This is a genomic window from Bacteroides sp. NGMCC 1.200775 (genome assembly GCF_040798045.1).
Taxonomy (GTDB): Bacteria; Bacteroidota; Bacteroidia; order Bacteroidales; family Bacteroidaceae; genus Bacteroides; species Bacteroides hominis.
Genome location: NZ_JASCQK010000001.1, coordinates 523,671 through 540,424, shown reverse-complemented (window position 1 = coordinate 540,424; position 16,754 = coordinate 523,671). Strand labels below are relative to the sequence as shown.

The window sequence follows — 16,754 nt, the reverse complement described above, 5'->3', positions numbered from 1 at the left end:
TGACGTATGAAAAAGATAATTCAATATTTGTTTTTGTTGGCAGGAGGAAGTTTTATTCTTTCTTCTTGCAATGATTTCTTGGATAAGGAACCTTTGGATAGTGTGACTCCGGACAACTTCTTCTTCAATGAAAGTGACTTGGCTGCCTATGCTGTAAAGCACTACAATTTCACGACTCACGGCGGATACAATGCAGGTATTTGGAGAAATGATAATGCAACCGATAATCAGGCTGCTACCAGTTATGATAATAAGTGGATTCCCGGTCAATGGAAAGTGCCGGAAGCTTACAGTGATCCCAGTAATAATGACCCTTGGTATTTTGGGCCTATTCGTGAAGCAAATTATTTTCTTGAAACAGTGATACCCCGTTTTGAAAAAGGAGAAATAGAAGGTACGGAAGTCAATATCAAACATTATATTGGCGAAATGTATTTTTTACGTGCTAAAAATTATTTATCTAAATTACAGACCTTCGGTGATTTTCCTATCATAACAAAAACATTGCCGGACGAAAGCGAGGCTTTAGTTGCAGCCAGTAAACGGGAGCCCCGCTACAAAGTCGCTCGTTTTATTTTGCAAGATTTGGATAATGCCATCGGTATGCTGAGCAATAATATTACAGGTGGAAAGAATCGTATAACCAAAAATGCGGCTTTATTATTGAAATCGAGAGCTGCCTTATTTGAAGCCTCCTGGCTGACATATCATAAAGGTACGGCTTTAGTTCCGGGTGGCCCGGGGTGGCCGGGAAAGGCGGAGGATATAACGGGTTTTAATATCGATACAGAAATTGCATTTTTTCTGAAGGAGGCTAAGGCCGCAGCTAAGGAAGTAATCGGGAATGCGGCTTTGGTACAGAATACAGCAAAAGACTGTACGGATGAAATAGTTAAGACAGATGAAGACGTATATAAAATGAGCAATCCTTATTTTGCCCAATTTTCCGCAGATAACCTGGAAGGATATTCAGAAATATTAATGTGGCGTCAATACAATCTCCTTGAGTATAAAATCATGCATTCGGCTCCTTATTATATTCGAGTGGGAGGAAATACAGGATATACGCGGAATTATGTGGAGAGCTTCCTTTGTCGTGACGGCAAGCCGATCTATGCAAGCGATGAATATAAAGGGGATGGGGCATTACGGAATGTACGTAAAAACAGAGATTTGCGTCTGCAACTTTTCATGATGACTCCTGGTGAAACACTCAGCCCGACTATCATGAATGGTACTCCCGATTTACTACCGGAAGCTCCGAATCTTTTGGATATAACAGAATTAAAATGTGTGACGGGCTATCAGGTTCGCAAAGGGCTTTCCGATCATTGGTATCGTGATGGCAATACAGCGATCGAAGGTTGTCCGGTATATCGTGTAGCCGAGGCGTATCTGAATTATATTGAAGCCGACTGTATGGAACATAACGGTACATCTATCGGTTCAGAAGCGGCCGGCTACTGGGGGGATCTTCGCGAGAGGGCCGGGTTGCCGAGAGATTATACGGTGACAGTGAATAATACGGACCTTTCCAGAGAGAGAGACTGGGCGGTATATTCGGCAGGAAAAGAAGTTTCTTCTTTATTGTATAATATACGTCGTGAACGGCGTTGCGAATTCATGGCGGAAGGTCTTCGTATGATGGACTTAAAACGGTGGAGAGCCTTGGATCAGGTTAAGGGTTACATTATTGAAGGTGTCAATCTGTGGGAATCCGATTTGAAGGATATGTATATGAAGGACGGGAAGAATCTTTTGGTACAGGAAGGCGAACCGAATTCTAATGTTTCAAGCTATGCCAGTAGTGGTAAGTATCTATGTCCTTATCGGGCTACTAAAACAAATAATCTGATGTATGATGCCGGATACTCCTGGTGTGAAGCACATTATCTGAATCCGATTGCTATTACGCATTTCAGAATCACTGCTTCAGATCCTAATGATCCCAGTACTTCTGTTATTTACCAGAATCCGGGATGGCCTACTGTAGCTAATGAAGGACCGATTGGTGTAAAGTAAAACATATAGAATTTCAATTTGAAAGAAGTTATTGCAAGAGCCTGGGTGGTAGGTAAAAATACCAATTGCCACTATTATATATCCCTAACACCGCTCTTTGGGTAGCCACTCTTTCTTCCTGAGAAAAAATAGTGGGGGGGAGAAGGCTTTTGCAATACTTCTTCTTTAACAACAAACTAAAAATGGAAAGAATTGCTTCCTTATTTTTGTTATGTCTTGCGGGTAATATGTATGCAGGAGGCATAAAAGTGGACAAGCGTCCCAATATCCTTCTTTTTCTGGTAGATGATATGGGGTGGCAGGATACTTCCGTACCTTTTTGGAATCAGAAGACACCTTTTAATGAACGTTACGAGACACCCAACATGGAACGTCTTGCCCGGAAAGGTATGAAGTTCACACAGGCATATGCCAATAGCATCAGTTCGCCCAGTCGAGTAAGCTTATTCACAGGTATGAACAGTACCTGCCACAAAGTCACCAATTGGACCCTGGAGAGAAATGCTTCCAATGATGCTCCAAGTGACAAACTCATCTATCCACAATGGAATGTAAACGGATTCTGTCAACAGGACAAGATTGAGCATTGTACCTATGCGACTTCGCTGGCACAGTTATTAAAAGACAATGGATATTATACCATACATTGTGGTAAAGCACATTTTGCCGCACGTTCAACACCTGGTGAAAATCCGCTGAATATGGGGTTTGATGTTAATATTGCCGGTGGAGCTCCCGGGGCTCCCGGCACTTATCAGGGACTTACACATTTCGGAAATGCCTATGAAGGCCATGCGCCATCGAAATTTGCTACTCCCGGCCTTGAAGAGTATCGCGGGAAAGATATTTTTCTGACTGAGGCACTTACCTTGGAAGCGGTCAGGGCACTCGATAAAGTGAAGCAGGAAAACCAACCGTTTTTCCTGTACATGGCACATTATGCCATTCATGTGCCACTGGAAAAAGATAAGCGGTTTTATAAGAAGTATAAGGAGAAAGGACTATCAGATAATGATGCTGCTTATGCGGGACTCATTGAAGGAATGGACAAAAGCCTTGGGGATCTGATGGATTATCTGGAAAAGAATGACCTGATGGATAATACAATCATACTTTTTATGTCGGATAATGGAGGACTGGCGTCGGAGCCTTACTGGCACACGCCTTTGTATGTACAAAATGCTCCGCTCAGTAGTGGAAAAGGATCGGCCCATGAAGGGGGAATCCGCGAACCGATGATGGTCTATTGGCCTGGTGTAACTCAACCGCAGACTGAATGTGACAAATATGTAATTATAGAGGATTTTTTTCCTACTATTCTTGGAATGGCAAAAATCAAACGTTACCATACGGTACAGCGTGTGGATGGAATCAGCTTTATCCCGTTGCTGACCGGTAAAAAGGATACCTCTAAAAATCGGGCCCTTTTCTGGAATTTCCCCAATGGATGGGGGGAAGAAGGGCCCGGGTTCGGAGCCAGTTGTACTATCCGTAAAGGCGACTGGAAGTTGATCTACTACTATGGTACGCAAAAGAAAGAACTCTTCAACATAGCCAATGATCTTTCAGAAAAACAGAATCTCGTACAAAGTCATCCCGGTATAGTGAAAAGGTTATCTGATGAATTAGGTAAATATTTAAGAAAGAATGAAGCTCAGCGTCCGAGATTTAAAAGTACTGGAAAATTAGTGCCTTGGCCGGATGAAGTTCTATGAGAAAGTAAAATAGTCTATCGTTGATATACAGAAAAATACCTAATTTAGTAAAATAGAAGAATTATGAGATTTTCTTTAATCTTTTGGAAAATTGTGCTTATCTGTCTGATGTTGACCGAAGCAACAGGTATTTATGCAGACGGCTACCAGCCATCTTATTCCACTGCCGGCTTTTATTCACTTCCCAACACAGGACGTGCGGTGTATAGTATGAATCCCGGCTGGAGACTTCATAAAGGAAATATCGAAGGAGCGGAACGGCCGGGATTCAATGACAAGGCCTGGAATATCGTATCATTGCCGGATGGCATAGAGTATCTCCCCACTGAGGCCAGCGGATGCGTCAATTATCAGGGTGAGGTCTGGTATCGGAAACATTTTACTCCCGAACCGTGTTGGAGGGGCAAACAGCAATTCCTCCATTTCGAAGCTATTATGGGAAAGTCCAGAATATGGGTGAACGGAAAGTTGCTGAAGGAACATTTCGGTGGTTATCTGCCTGTAATCGTTGATGTCACTCCATACCTGAAATACGGAGAAGATAATGTAATTGCCGTATGGGCGGACAATGGTGATGATCCCGATTATCCTCCCGGAAAACCACAGGACGCATTGGATTTTGCTTATTTTGGAGGAATTTACCGCGACTGCTGGATGATAGTCCACAACCAGGTATTTATTACCGATCCCAATTATGAAGACGAGGCTGCCGGAGGCGGGCTGTTTGTCTCCTTCGACAAAGTGTCCGAGTTGTCTGCACAGTTGAAATTGGACACCCATATACGCAACAACTCCGGAAAATCTTTTGGCGGAAAAATAACGTATGAACTCTATGATCAAGATAACAAATGCATTCTTACCAAAGAAACCGGCTTGTCAGTGAGTAACGGGATTGCCAGACAGTTTTCCTGTAAAGCAACTGTCGAAAAGCCTCACCTCTGGTCACCCGACACTCCCTACCTTTACAAACTGCACATTTATGTGAAAGACAAAGCCGATAACATCATTGACGGATATTGCCGCCGTATTGGTATTCGCAGCATTGAATTCAAGGGAAAAGATGGCTTCTGGTTGAATGGAAAGCCGTATCCGTATCCTCTGATAGGAGCCAATCGTCATCAGGATTATGCTGTAATAGGCAATGCCCTGCCCAACAGTCTGCATTGGCGCGATGCGAAAAAGTTGCGTGATGCTGGATTACGTGTTATCCGGAATGCCCATTATCCGCAAGATCCGGCATTTATGGATGCTTGCGATGAATTAGGACTCTTTGTGATTGTCAATACACCGGGGTGGCAGTTTTGGAATGACAAGCCGATCTTTGCCCGGAGAGTATTCAGTGATATCCGCAATATGATTCGCCGGGACCGTAATCATCCTTGCGTATGGATGTGGGAACCGGTCCTGAATGAAACCTGGTATCCAGCGGATTTCGCCAAGAAGGTAGTAGATGTTCTCAAAGAAGAATATCCATATCTGTATTGTTATGCCGGATGTGATGCGACGGCACGCGGACATGAATATTTCTTCGTCCAATTTACCCACCCGATAAACGGTGGCGGCGGAGCCTTTAATTCCAAAGATTTAGACCCTAAAATCAGTTATTTCACCCGCGAATGGGGGAGATAATGTGGACGACTGGAACTCTCATAACTCACCGAGCCGGGTCAACCGCAGCTGGGGAGAAGTGCCTATGCTGATTCAGGCACAGGGATATGCCAAGAATGATTATCAGCTTACAAGTTATGATATACTGTACAGGACTCCCAGACAACATATAGGCGGTTGCCTCTGGCACTCCTTCGACCACCAGAGAGGCTATCATCCCGATCCGTTCTACGGGGGAATCATGGATGCTTTCCGGCAACCCAAGCTATCTTATTATATGTTCTGTTCCCAGCGTCCTGCCGAACCCAACAAAGAACTGATAGCCGATAACGGACCGATGGTTTACATAGCCAATGCGATGACTCCTTTCTCCCCAAAAGATGTGACAGTATATAGCAACTGCGATGAAGTTCGCCTTACCTATTGTAAGGGAGGCAAGCAATATACTTACCATAAGCCGGCGAATGAAGCCGGAATGCCTTCACCGGTTATCATGTTTAAGGATGTCTTTGATGTCATGCACGACAAAAAGTTGGCACGACAAAACAAACAGGCGGATTCTTATCTCCTGGCGGAAGGAATAATGAACGGAAAGGTGGTTGTGACACATAAAGTAACGCCTGCCCGTCGTCCCGTGAAATTATTGCTTTGGGCGGACGATGAGAAAGTACAGATGAAAGCGGACGGTTCGGACATAGTGACAATCATAGCCGCCATCGCAGATGAAAACGGGAATATCAAACGTTTGAATAACTACGAAGTCAAATTTGAGATTGAAGGACAGGGGCAGCTCGTTGCCGATGAAGCGACATTTACCAATCCCCGTCCGGTACTTTGGGGAACTGCCCCGGTGCTGGTAAGGTCAACTACTACACCCGGAGAAATCAAAATTCGCGCATCGGTGGTATGGCAAGGCAAACAGACTCCCGTTCCGGCAGAATTGATTATTTCCACTTTTCCTTCAGAGCATACTCTGATAGCAAGAGGAACTGGCACAAGCCCAATCAACAGACGGGCGTAACAACGAAAAAGCAATTACTGTCTCTTCTGATTGTGAAAAGCGTGTCCTTGATCTGCAACAGGAATTAAGCCGCCTGAAACTAAAAGAGGTAGAAAAACAGCAGAGTGACTTTGAATAATCACCCCGGCTTGCTGTGGATAGAATAAACACATATTTATTTCAATTTTAAATTATAATCATATGAACAGAGTATTGTATACTTCATTCTTGTTAGGAGTCGGGCTTACCTGTATAAAGGCCCAGACAAATACTCCTCCTAACATTGTATTGATTTTATGTGACGACATGGGCTTTTCCGACCTGGGTTGTTACGGAAGTGAAATCCAGACCCCAAACATCGACAGTCTTGCAGAAAACGGTGTTCGCTTCAGCCTGTTCAAGAATACAGGAAGAAGTTGCCCCAGCCGTGCTGCTTTGCTGACAGGGCACTACCAGCATGAGGCGGGCATGGGATGGATGATGGCAGTAGATGAACATCGCCCCGGATACAGAGGACAGATTACGAAAAACATCCCTACTATTGCCGAAGTGATGAAGGCGAATGGTTACAGCACTTATATGAGCGGCAAATGGCACGTTACAGTAGATGGAGCTTTTGATGCTCCTAACGGCAGCTATCCGGCCCAGAGAGGTTTTGACAAATATTACGGTTGCCTGAGCGGAGGAGGGAATTATTATAAACCGACTCCCGTATACAGTAATCTGACCCGAATTACAGAATTCCCCGATGATTATTATTACACCACTGCCATCACCGATTCGGCAGTAAGTTTTGTCAAACAACATCCTGCAGGCAAACCAATGTTTATGTACGTGGCTCATTATGCTCCTCACTTGCCTCTTCAGGCTCCTGCTGATCGCGTGGGTAAATGCATAAATCGGTATAAGGTGGGATATGACGTGCTGCGCAAGCAACGTTTCGACAGATTAAAGAAGTTGAAGTTCATTCCGGACGAAATGGATTATCCCGTCTTCCAAAAAGAGTTTGGTGGAAAACGTCCTTCTTGGGAAACACTCACACGAAAACAACAGGAACAATGGATTACCGATATGGCTACTTATGCTGCTATGATTGAAATCGTGGATAGCGGAATTGGTGAATTGGTGGAAACAATCAGGCAAAAAGGGATGCTGGATAATACCGTATTTATCTTTTTAAGTGATAATGGTGCAACAAAAGAAGGCGGATATTTGGGACAGCTTATGGCTGACTTGAGTAACACCCCTTATAGAAGTTATAAGTCACAATGTTTTCAGGGAGGTACAAGTACACCTTTTATCTTATTCTATGGAGATGCTGAAAAAAATAAGATGAGAGGTCAGATTTGCAGACAACCGGCTCATATTATTGATATACTGCCTACTTGTATAGATCTTGCCACAGCCACTTACCCTTCGGATTTCAAAGATAATTTGCCAGGTAAAAGCTTACTTCCTTCAATCAATGGGAAAAAAATAAAGCCCAGAGAATTATACTTTGAACACCAAAGTTCCTGCGCTATTATTTCCGATCATTGGAAACTGGTACGTGGCAGCCAGAATGAACTATGGGAACTAATTGATTTAAAGACGGATCCATTTGAAACAAAAGATCTGTCCACTCAATATCCGAAAGAAGTGAAAAAGCTGGAGGCTAAGTGGAATAAATGGGCGGAACGCTCTAATGTGTTTCCACTTGAAGATAAACCCTGGTCCGAAAGAATCAAATACTATATAGAGCGAAACCCGGATCAAAGCGGAAGAGAAGCGAAATAGTAAATGTTCCATGTTTTAATAGGAACTGTATATATCCGGGGCTGTGTCAAAACTCTTTTTACCACAGATTACACAGATTATCACAGAATAAGAATGTTGATAATCAATAACTTAAAAATCACTCTGTGTTACTCTGTGTCCTCTGTGGTGAGTTTTGACACACCCTCTTTTAGTTCATCTGTATCGTTGAACAATGGGCTTTTTAGGTATACAAAAAATTCGTTGCGCTTAAGTGATATCAACTTTAACCTATTTGAAGTTCTTGCTATTCATTGTTTTGTGGTATGATAAATCGGGGATATCCTCAGATATTCATTTTCTTTTTGCACTTTTACCGATAATTGAATCCGCAGCTATGCATCCTTGCGAACGGCTGTCAATTGAGCCACTTCTGTAATCCCCTGCAACGAAGTAGCTGCCCGCCGGAACAACAATCGCAGACGTGGTAGCCGTTGTCGAATCTATGGGTACAACGCTTTTACAGATATTTACCTTTATGCCGTTGGGCAGACGTTCACAATACTCTTCACATTCATCATCTTCATAGAAAAGCTTTCGTATAAATTCCCATTCGCACTTCTTGCCGTTAATGATACATTGCTGATCCTGAAAACGGATAGTGTCACCAGGAAGTCCGACAATTCGTTTAAATGCCCTCTCCTGAAAGCCGGGTATATATGCATAATATGCGATCACATCTCCATAAGTCAGGGAGTCTACCGGAATAAGACTAACCACTTCACCAACTTGATAGTTCGGATACATTCCGGTACTACCCAATTCAACTTTTTGACTACATGCTACCAATATCAATGGTACGACAAGTGAATACAATCGCTTTCTCATAAGTTCAACTTTTATTTATTCAGGAATTCGTCATGATTTAGATAATATTCAATAACTTTTATGTAATCTTTATATAATGTTTTAAGATTTAATTTGTATTGAAAATTCAATATTCCTTCGAATGTTTCAACATCGACCAACGAACGTATATCCAAATTGGATGCCTGTTTCGTAAGCAAATATAACGATTGTTTTTTATGGCATAGTAGAATATGCCAAATAGTTTGGACTATTGCGTTTTTTTCAAATGATTCTGATTCTTTCTGTTGTGTTGCAATGTTCCGGGCATAAATTGGAAGCTGGTGTTATTCCCAAAACTGTGTTTTCTGCAATAAAATACAGAGAACCTCCGCATAATCCCGCAAGGAAAAGAAGTAATTCATCCTTCGGGCAATTAGCCCAAAGTTTTCCGTGTGATATTATCCATATACATGAATAAGCTAAAATAAAACGGCATAATAGAATCTCTACCAGTGGTAATCTTTCATTGATTAATACTTTGGCAGAGACAAAAATGGTACCCTGTATAACAACCGTCAGTAAAGAGATAATAGGGTATAGTATATTCTTATTTTTATACATTTTATCTGATCAGGCTTAAACAGCCGGTTACTTTATTTATAATTTTCTTCTCGGCACAAATTCCAATGCCAATGTAGTGCAGGTCTGCTTCATTGGCACTATACATTTCCCGTTCGTATTCATCATAAGTTTTAGATTGTTGAGCAATAGTAGAAAAATCGACTAATACCAGCTCTTCTATTTTTAAAGAATTGAATAGCTTACGGATTTCTTTTATCTTTTCTTGCGAAGCTCCAAGTATAGGAATTGGGAGTTGGGTTATGCCTAAATGTTTTTCGCCTTGTTTATCGTATACATCATGACTCACAATGTTATTGACTTTACATCCAAGTGTCATGGACAAGACACTGGCAATGTTAGCTACTATGCCCGTAGGTTGGGCGTTATCAATCACTAAAACACATTTGTGTGTGGCACTTGAAAGATTCTTTGTTTCCATATATTTATATTGCTTTTGTGTTTGCAAAGTTATCTATAATGGATTATTTTCCTATATGTCGGTTTAAAATACGATATTATTCCTATATTTGCTTGTTTTTCTATTCTATTTTCCTGAAAAGGAGAACTTAAACCATTTAAAATAGGAAAAAAGACTATGGGGCAATTAGACAAAACCGACATTGAAATACTTCAGGTATTACAGAAAGACGCTAAGGTAAACACTAAGGAGCTTTCAGAGAAGCTTCATATTTCCAAAACTCCGATATACGAACGCATCAAACGGCTGGAAAATGATGGCTATATAAAAGGGTATGTTGCTTTGGTAGATAATAAGAAGATAGGACTGCCGTTAATTGTCTTTTGTAATGTCTCTCTGGCAGTTCATGATGACGAACATATTAAACGTTTTCAAGAAGAGATAAAGAATATAGATGAAATCATGGAATGTTATTCTACCGGTGGTATTTACGACTTCTTCATTAAAGTAGTTTTAAAAGATTTGGATGCTTATAATCAATTTGTTTTTGAGAAACTGACTAAGGTACACGGTATCATTAAAATGCAGAGCTCATTTGTTTTGAGTGAAATTAAACATACAACCGTATTAAATATCGATAAATGATTTATAAGGGGGGGGACTAACTATAAAATAAGAATTTTTCACTAATATTTGAATATCCAATGTACTGTTCTGCAGTGCCTTTCTTAGTGAGACGCTGTGATAATCGATTTTATGGAGGGAGTAATGCTTTCCAATTCAGGAAGATATTTTCATCTTCGTTGAAAGGAGGAAGCAAAATTTTGATGGAGTCATCCATCACGGATGTCGGATATTTCTTTTCAAGCTTTTTTATAATTGTTTTTTTTACTCGTGCTATGGCGTAACTCTCTTGAGGCTGCACTCCAAAAAGTTTTCTTACTTCGATTTCCGGGAAGAGCATACATAACAAGAAAGCCGACCATTCATAAGTATACCAGTAGCCGTTGACGTAGTTCAGATAAATGCCATTTCTGTTATTTTGTTCCCGTCGCAATACAAATTCTATTTTTTCCATTTTTCGGGTCAGGACTTCTTATTCTGCAATTTTTTCTCTGAATTCACTTGGAGTGATTCCAAGCTTTTTTTTGCAGTAGGTGGTGAAATGTGAGGGTGAGGCAAAGTGAAAAGTTCGGGCTATCTCACTGATGGGTATATCGCGATTAGCTAATTGCCCTTTGATGTGGCGTGTTTTTTGGGTGAGAATCCAATTATAGGGAGTATCATGAAAACAACTTTTAAATTTACGGTTGAAAGAACGTTCGGAGCAATGATATAGTTGTGCAAACTGTTTGATGTTTCGTACTTGTCTGTAATTTGCGAGTACGAAACTCTTGAAGTTTAGATCTCGTCCTATGATAGGCATCAGGAAATGTGCCATTTCTGTCTGGTTGTAGAATGTTCCGAATGCCATGAATACCTCTTTTTGTTTTAATTCGTGTATATGGCTACACTGAACCTTCTGTTTTAGATAGTAGCAAATACTATCCAACACATGTCGCAATGGGGGATAGATAGGTAAGGAGTAGAAATAAGTATTTTCGTATTCAGAGTGAATGGTAAGCGATTCGATAGACGTCTTATTATAAAGATTTATCTGGTTGTCAAAGAATAGCAATACAAATTCTGTCTCTGTCATGCTCTTGCTTTTATTCGGGTCGTTTTGGGGAAAGAGAATCATGTTTCCTTCAGCAACTTGTTGATTGTGGAACTCACTGCAAGATGTCAGGAGTTCTCCTTTTAAAAGAAATAAAATGCACGAGTGATGATGATTATCTACTTTAAAATCGCCTCCTGAAAAGAGTCTTTGGTGAATAAAGCATATGTTGTAATCAGATACATAATTGAGGCAAGTGGTGTGTCGTTTTATATGTAATAATTTCATAGTCAAGCTATTTCTTATTTTAATAATTATATAAGAACAAAAAAGGAAAGCGGGAAGTTTTATATTAAAAAGACACAATGTTTTATAATCGTGCCATCTTTTTTCTTTTTGGTTTTTTATAGTTATATCTGCATTTTGCTTTCATTTTTTATCTATTTTTGCCATTTGCATAGATTATATACCAAAAGGGCTTTGATACCATGATACAAACAATACAAGTGCAAGGAACAGAAAAACGCTTATACCAACTTATAGCTCCGTTAGTGATGAATCCGGATGTTTTGAGTGCAAATAATAATTATCCTTTTAAAACGACTGAACACTATGTGTGGTTCATTGCTGTAGATAAAAAGTCTGTTGTTGGCTTCATGCCGGTGGAGCGGAGGAGAAGCGGTTGTGTTATCAATAACTATTATGTCTGTGATGATAACCGTGAAACACTCTCTTTATTAATTACCACCACCTTGGAGGCAATCGGCTCGGAAGTACGGTTGTGTGCCGTTGTCATGGTCGAGCATCAGGCAGTGTTTGAAAAACATGGGTTTATAGTAGATAAGGCATGGAAACGTTATGTAAAAATGCAAAAAGATGAATGATGATTAAAACAGCAACTACCCCTAAAAATGTATATGAGTTAGCGCAGGAACGTTTGCGTATCATTTTCAATGAGTTTGATAATGTCTATCTTTCCTTTTCGGGAGGTAAAGACAGCGGGGTGTTATTGAGTTTATGTATTGATTATATCCGTAAGAATAACCTGAAAATAAAACTCGGGGTTTTCCATATGGATTATGAGATACAATATAAAATGACAATTGATTACATTGCCCGTATGTTGGAGGAAAATAAGGATATTCTGGAAGTATATCGTGTCTGTGTACCGTTCCGGGTAGCAACCTGTACATCCATGTATCAGTCTTTCTGGCGTCCGTGGGAGGACAGCAAAAAGGAATTGTGGGTACGTCCGATGCCTGAGAATGCCATGACGAAGGAAGACTTTCCTTTTTATAATATACAGATGTGGGACTATGAGTTCCAGATGCGTTTTGCCTCTTGGCTGCATACTAAAAAGGATGCCGTGCGTACTTGTTGCCTGATTGGTATCCGTACACAAGAAAGTTTCAATCGTTGGCGTTGTATCTATCTCAATCGTAAATATCAGATGTATCATCGCTATCGATGGACCTCAAAGGTGGGAAACGACATCTTTAATGCGTACCCTATATATGACTGGAAGACAACGGATGTATGGACAGCTAACGGGAAATTTAAGTGGGATTACAATAAACTATATGATTATTATTACTGGGCAGGAGTTAATCTGGAGCGTCAGCGTGTAGCCAGTCCGTTCATAGGTGAGGCGCAAGAGAGCCTGGCACTTTATCGTGCTATTGATCCGAATACATGGGGGAAAATGATAGGCCGTGTCAATGGGGTCAATTTTACGAGTATGTATGGAGGAACTCATGCGATGGGATGGCAGTCCATCAAACTTCCGGAAGGATATACCTGGCGGGAATTTATGTATTTCCTGCTTTCCACTTTACCCGATCGAACCCGAAACGGATATCTTCGTAAGTTGCAGGTCAGCGTTCAGTTTTGGCGTACAAAAGGAGGATGTCTGAGTGACGAAACAATTCGTAGACTGAATGCGGCAAAAGTGCCTATTATCGTTATGGATAGCTCCAACTATAAAACGAACAAGAAACCGGTTCGTATGGAATATCAGGATGATGTCGATATTCCGGAATTCAGGGAAATTCCCACTTACAAGCGTATGTGTATCTGTATCTTGAAAAATGATCATGCTTGCAAGTATATGGGATTCTCTCCGACGAAAGAGGAGATGAGTAAACGAAATCAAGTAATCGAACAATATAAAAACATATTGCAATGAGTATAAAGAAAAGTCCGGTATATAATGTAATTGCGGTTCCGGTTGAAAAAGTACAGGCCAATGATTACAATCCCAATATAGTGGCTCCTCCGGAAATGAAGCTCCTTGAACTTTCTATCTGGGAGGATGGGTTCACTATGCCTTGCGTTTGTTATTATGATAAGGAGAAGGATATTTATATCCTTGTCGATGGTTTCCATCGTTATTCTGTGCTGAAGACCTCCAAACGTATCTTTCAGAGAGAAAATGGGATGTTGCCTGTAGTGGTGATCGACAAAGATCTTTCCAATCGTATGAGTTCCACTATCCGCCATAATCGTGCCCGGGGTACACACAATATAGAATTGATGTGTCACATTGTTGCCGAACTGGATAAAGCAGGCATGTCCGACCAATGGATAATGAAGAATATTGGTATGGATCGGGATGAGTTGTTGCGCTTAAAGCAAATATCGGGTCTGGCTGATCTGTTTGCCAACCGCGACTTTAGTATTCCTGAAGAGGACCAGCCAGGAAATGTCGATAAGAAGCCTGCCCGTTAAATTAGTCTTTCAGGCATAGATTTTACAAGTATATATCCCATCGTTGGCGGGCATATTCTGTGTAGAATCTATGCCTGTTTTTTTGCCCCTTCTTTTTGCCCGGATCGCAACATACTGCTGTTTTATTTGCGGAAAGCGAAACTACGCAGAACTTTCCCCTCCCTTTTTTACATTTAGCAACTTCATTTCATTAAAGCCTCATTATTAGAATTTTTATTATTCTTTTTTCTTCTATAAGAGAAATGAATACAATTCCCGGAATGATACAATTCCGCGATATTTGTCATGTTCATTTTGAGCAAGTTTTTTAGTCAGTATATATAATAGAAGAAACGAGTATGAAAAAGCTAATTCTGTTTGGAGCCGCAATATCGATTTCAGTAGCCATAAGTGCACAGCATGTCGCTCTGAAAAACAACCTTCTGTATGATGCTACCACTACACCGAATCTGGCATTGGAGATAGGGCTGGGCAAGAAAACCACACTCGACCTGTATGGCGGTTACAATCCGTTTACGTTGGGGGGGAACAAGCGTTTCAAGCATTGGCTGGTACAGCCGGAATTTCGTTACTGGACCTGCGAACGTTTCAATGGAACCTTTTGGGGATTACACCTGCATGGGGGTGAATTTAGCGTGGCCGGTATCCATTTGCCTTTTAAGATGTTTCCTTCACTCAAAGATCATCGTTATGAAGGGTATTTCTATGGAGGAGGCGTCAGTGTGGGACATCAGTGGGTGCTGAGTAAGCGTTGGAACCTGGAAGCCTCGGTCGGAGTGGGATATGCTCATTGGGTATACGATAAATATCGTTGTGTGAACTGTAGCCCTAAAATAAAGAGTGGACATAAAAATTATGTAGGTCCTACTAAAGCAGCTGTCTCTTTAGTCTATTTTATTCGCTAAGTTGAATTTTTTAAAAATGAAAGATATGAAAAGGTTTTATTTTCTGATATTGGGTTTTGTTCTTTATAGCATGGGCATTCAAGCGCAAAATACTTATCAAGGTCATATCGTTTTTGGACAGCATCATGTAGTCCGGAAGGGAGGGGAGTTGAATCTGGATGTATCCCTTGATTTGGAAACCGTGAAGTTGGGTAGTCAGCAAATGGTTGTACTTACACCGATTCTGCAATCTGCCGGAGGCGGGGAACAGAAACAGTTTGCTCCTGTAGTGATTGCCGGACCCAAGCGATATCGGGCCCTGAAACGAGCTTTGGCTTTTGGCTCTGCTGATTTTGATACGCTTCCTATGCTTGTCGAAAAACGGAAAAACGGAATGCCCCAGATGGTGGATATCCATCTCAGGTTACCATATGATGAATGGATGCGGCAGTCAAGATTTGTTTTCCATGAAAAAGTGACCGGTTGTGCCGATTGTGCTGTCGGGCGGGATGAGCATATTGTCATGACATCGGTATTTGACGAGGTGTTTACGCCCCGGTATGAATTGAGCTATGTAACTCCACCGGTGGAACCGTTGAAGCAACGTAGCGAGACGCATACGGCCCGTCTGAATTTCGAAGTAGATAAACACGTTTTGTTACGCAATTATAAGAATAATGCCAATGTACTTGCTGAAGTAGATCGGATTGTCCATGAGATACATAATGACTCCAACCTGACTGTAACGGAATTTAAGGTTACAGGCTATGCATCACCTGAGGGCAATTACAATCGTAACATGAAGTTGTCGGAAAATCGGGCATTGGCGTTGGTCGGTTATTTGCGGAATCGTGGGGGAGTTGACAGGTCTTTGTTAACCGTTGATTGGAAGGGAGAAGACTGGACAGGTCTGCGTAATGAAGTCGCAGCTTCTCGCCTGAATGATAAAGAGGTTATACTCGCTCTTATCGATGGGGAGACTGATATTACCCAGCGAAAGAATCGGTTGCAGGCTTTGAATGGGGGCGTTACCTACCGAATGCTATTGCAAGACTATTATCCGCCTTTGCGTCGTAACGAATATACCATTGCCTATGTGGCACGTGCTTTCAATGTAGATGAAGCAAAAGAACTGATTAAAACAAAACCCCGGTATCTCAGTCTGAATGAGATGTTTCTTGTAGCCGATACCTATCCCAAGGATAGCAAGGAGTTTAAAGAAGTGTTCGACATAGCTGCTCGTATTTATCCCGATGATCCGATAGCACAGCTTAATACGGCGGCACTCGAATTGGAGAAGGGTGCTGTAGATGCTGCTATTATTCGTCTCCAAAAGCTGGATATGCCCGAAGCGTGGAATAATTTAGGAGTGGCCTACCTGATGAAACAGGAATATGGGAAAGGAGGAGAATATCTGGAGAAAGCAATAAATGCCGGTATACAAACGGCAGTATACAATATGGGGCAGTTAGCGGCTTGGCTAAAAACCCAGGAGTGACCAATAAATGTATTTATTAAT

At 41.3% G+C, this 16,754-nt stretch carries 13 protein-coding genes and 1 pseudogene; 10 read left to right on the top strand and 4 right to left on the bottom strand.

What is annotated here, in order from left to right; genetic code table 11:
- Window positions 1–6 precede the first annotated feature (6 nt).
- From QK890_RS02390 to QK890_RS02375, 4 genes and pseudogenes are all read left to right on the top strand, one after another.
- A complete protein-coding gene (locus tag QK890_RS02390) occupies window positions 7–2,022 on the top strand; it encodes a RagB/SusD family nutrient uptake outer membrane protein (RefSeq protein ID WP_367627146.1) in 2,016 nt (671 codons plus the stop codon).
- Window positions 2,023–2,249: 227 nt separating this feature from the next.
- Window positions 2,250–3,737, top strand: a complete 1,488-nt coding sequence (locus QK890_RS02385) for a sulfatase (protein ID WP_234070555.1) — start codon at window positions 2,250–2,252, stop codon at window positions 3,735–3,737.
- A 63-nt stretch (window positions 3,738–3,800) separates the two neighbouring features.
- A pseudogene (locus QK890_RS02380) lies at window positions 3,801–6,484 on the top strand (glycoside hydrolase family 2 TIM barrel-domain containing protein).
- A gap of 62 nt (window positions 6,485–6,546) precedes the next feature.
- Window positions 6,547–8,121, top strand: coding sequence for an arylsulfatase (locus tag QK890_RS02375; protein WP_367627145.1), 1,575 nt, complete (start codon window positions 6,547–6,549; stop codon window positions 8,119–8,121).
- 312 nt (window positions 8,122–8,433) lie between these two features.
- Here QK890_RS02375 and lepB read toward each other — a convergent pair whose 3' ends face one another.
- Window positions 8,434–8,967 carry a signal peptidase I gene (gene lepB / locus QK890_RS02370; RefSeq protein WP_032530200.1) on the bottom strand — a complete coding sequence of 178 codons (534 nt, stop codon included), beginning with the start codon at window positions 8,965–8,967 and terminating at the stop codon, window positions 8,434–8,436.
- A gap of 583 nt (window positions 8,968–9,550) precedes the next feature.
- On the bottom strand, window positions 9,551–9,988 hold the full coding sequence (locus tag QK890_RS02365; protein WP_005805572.1) for a DUF2000 domain-containing protein: 438 nt from the start codon (window positions 9,986–9,988) through the stop codon (window positions 9,551–9,553).
- 156 nt (window positions 9,989–10,144) lie between these two features.
- On the opposite strand from QK890_RS02365, the gene QK890_RS02360 reads away from it, so the two are divergent.
- Complete coding sequence (locus QK890_RS02360; protein ID WP_005777087.1) at window positions 10,145–10,612, top strand: Lrp/AsnC family transcriptional regulator; 468 nt, start codon at window positions 10,145–10,147, stop codon at window positions 10,610–10,612.
- A gap of 109 nt (window positions 10,613–10,721) precedes the next feature.
- Here QK890_RS02360 and QK890_RS02355 read toward each other — a convergent pair whose 3' ends face one another.
- Both QK890_RS02355 and QK890_RS02350 read right to left on the bottom strand, forming a co-directional pair.
- Complete coding sequence (locus QK890_RS02355; RefSeq protein ID WP_005805575.1) at window positions 10,722–11,045, bottom strand: hypothetical protein; 324 nt, start codon at window positions 11,043–11,045, stop codon at window positions 10,722–10,724.
- 18 nt (window positions 11,046–11,063) lie between these two features.
- Window positions 11,064–11,912, bottom strand: a complete 849-nt coding sequence (locus QK890_RS02350; protein WP_005805577.1) for a helix-turn-helix transcriptional regulator — start codon at window positions 11,910–11,912, stop codon at window positions 11,064–11,066.
- A gap of 200 nt (window positions 11,913–12,112) precedes the next feature.
- On the opposite strand from QK890_RS02350, the gene QK890_RS02345 reads away from it, so the two are divergent.
- The 5 genes from QK890_RS02345 to QK890_RS02325 all read left to right on the top strand — a co-directional run bounded on the left by QK890_RS02345 (window position 12,113) and on the right by QK890_RS02325 (window position 16,733).
- Window positions 12,113–12,508, top strand: a complete 396-nt coding sequence (locus tag QK890_RS02345) for a hypothetical protein (protein WP_032539361.1) — start codon at window positions 12,113–12,115, stop codon at window positions 12,506–12,508.
- On the top strand, window positions 12,505–13,809 hold the full coding sequence (locus QK890_RS02340; RefSeq protein WP_005777093.1) for a DUF3440 domain-containing protein: 1,305 nt from the start codon (window positions 12,505–12,507) through the stop codon (window positions 13,807–13,809). Before QK890_RS02345 ends, QK890_RS02340 begins: the two co-directional genes overlap by 4 nt.
- Window positions 13,806–14,351, top strand: a complete 546-nt coding sequence (locus tag QK890_RS02335; protein WP_005777096.1) for a ParB/RepB/Spo0J family partition protein — start codon at window positions 13,806–13,808, stop codon at window positions 14,349–14,351. The genes QK890_RS02340 and QK890_RS02335 overlap by 4 nt, the downstream gene beginning before the upstream one ends.
- Before the next feature lie 338 nt (window positions 14,352–14,689).
- Window positions 14,690–15,256, top strand: coding sequence for a DUF3575 domain-containing protein (locus QK890_RS02330; protein ID WP_032539360.1), 567 nt, complete (start codon window positions 14,690–14,692; stop codon window positions 15,254–15,256).
- Window positions 15,257–15,281: 25 nt separating this feature from the next.
- On the top strand, window positions 15,282–16,733 hold the full coding sequence (locus QK890_RS02325; protein ID WP_032539359.1) for a DUF3868 domain-containing protein: 1,452 nt from the start codon (window positions 15,282–15,284) through the stop codon (window positions 16,731–16,733).
- Window positions 16,734–16,754 lie beyond the last annotated feature (21 nt).

Excerpts from the sequence above, each read along its gene's own strand:
- lepB (WP_032530200.1), bottom strand. The coding sequence starts at position 8,967 with ATGAGAAAGCGATTGTATTCACTTGTCGTACCATTGATATTGGTAGCA.
- QK890_RS02335 (WP_005777096.1), top strand. The coding sequence starts at position 13,806 with ATGAGTATAAAGAAAAGTCCGGTATATAATGTAATTGCGGTTCCGGTT.
- QK890_RS02330 (WP_032539360.1), top strand. The coding sequence starts at position 14,690 with ATGAAAAAGCTAATTCTGTTTGGAGCCGCAATATCGATTTCAGTAGCC.
- QK890_RS02365 (WP_005805572.1), bottom strand. The coding sequence starts at position 9,988 with ATGGAAACAAAGAATCTTTCAAGTGCCACACACAAATGTGTTTTAGTG.
- QK890_RS02345 (WP_032539361.1), top strand. The coding sequence starts at position 12,113 with ATGATACAAACAATACAAGTGCAAGGAACAGAAAAACGCTTATACCAA.
- QK890_RS02360 (WP_005777087.1), top strand. The coding sequence starts at position 10,145 with ATGGGGCAATTAGACAAAACCGACATTGAAATACTTCAGGTATTACAG.
- QK890_RS02325 (WP_032539359.1), top strand. The coding sequence starts at position 15,282 with ATGAAAAGGTTTTATTTTCTGATATTGGGTTTTGTTCTTTATAGCATG.
- QK890_RS02350 (WP_005805577.1), bottom strand. The coding sequence starts at position 11,912 with ATGAAATTATTACATATAAAACGACACACCACTTGCCTCAATTATGTA.
- QK890_RS02340 (WP_005777093.1), top strand. The coding sequence starts at position 12,505 with ATGATGATTAAAACAGCAACTACCCCTAAAAATGTATATGAGTTAGCG.
- QK890_RS02355 (WP_005805575.1), bottom strand. The coding sequence starts at position 11,045 with ATGGAAAAAATAGAATTTGTATTGCGACGGGAACAAAATAACAGAAAT.
- QK890_RS02390 (WP_367627146.1), top strand. The coding sequence starts at position 7 with ATGAAAAAGATAATTCAATATTTGTTTTTGTTGGCAGGAGGAAGTTTT.
- QK890_RS02385 (WP_234070555.1), top strand. The coding sequence starts at position 2,250 with ATGTATGCAGGAGGCATAAAAGTGGACAAGCGTCCCAATATCCTTCTT.
- QK890_RS02375 (WP_367627145.1), top strand. The coding sequence starts at position 6,547 with ATGAACAGAGTATTGTATACTTCATTCTTGTTAGGAGTCGGGCTTACC.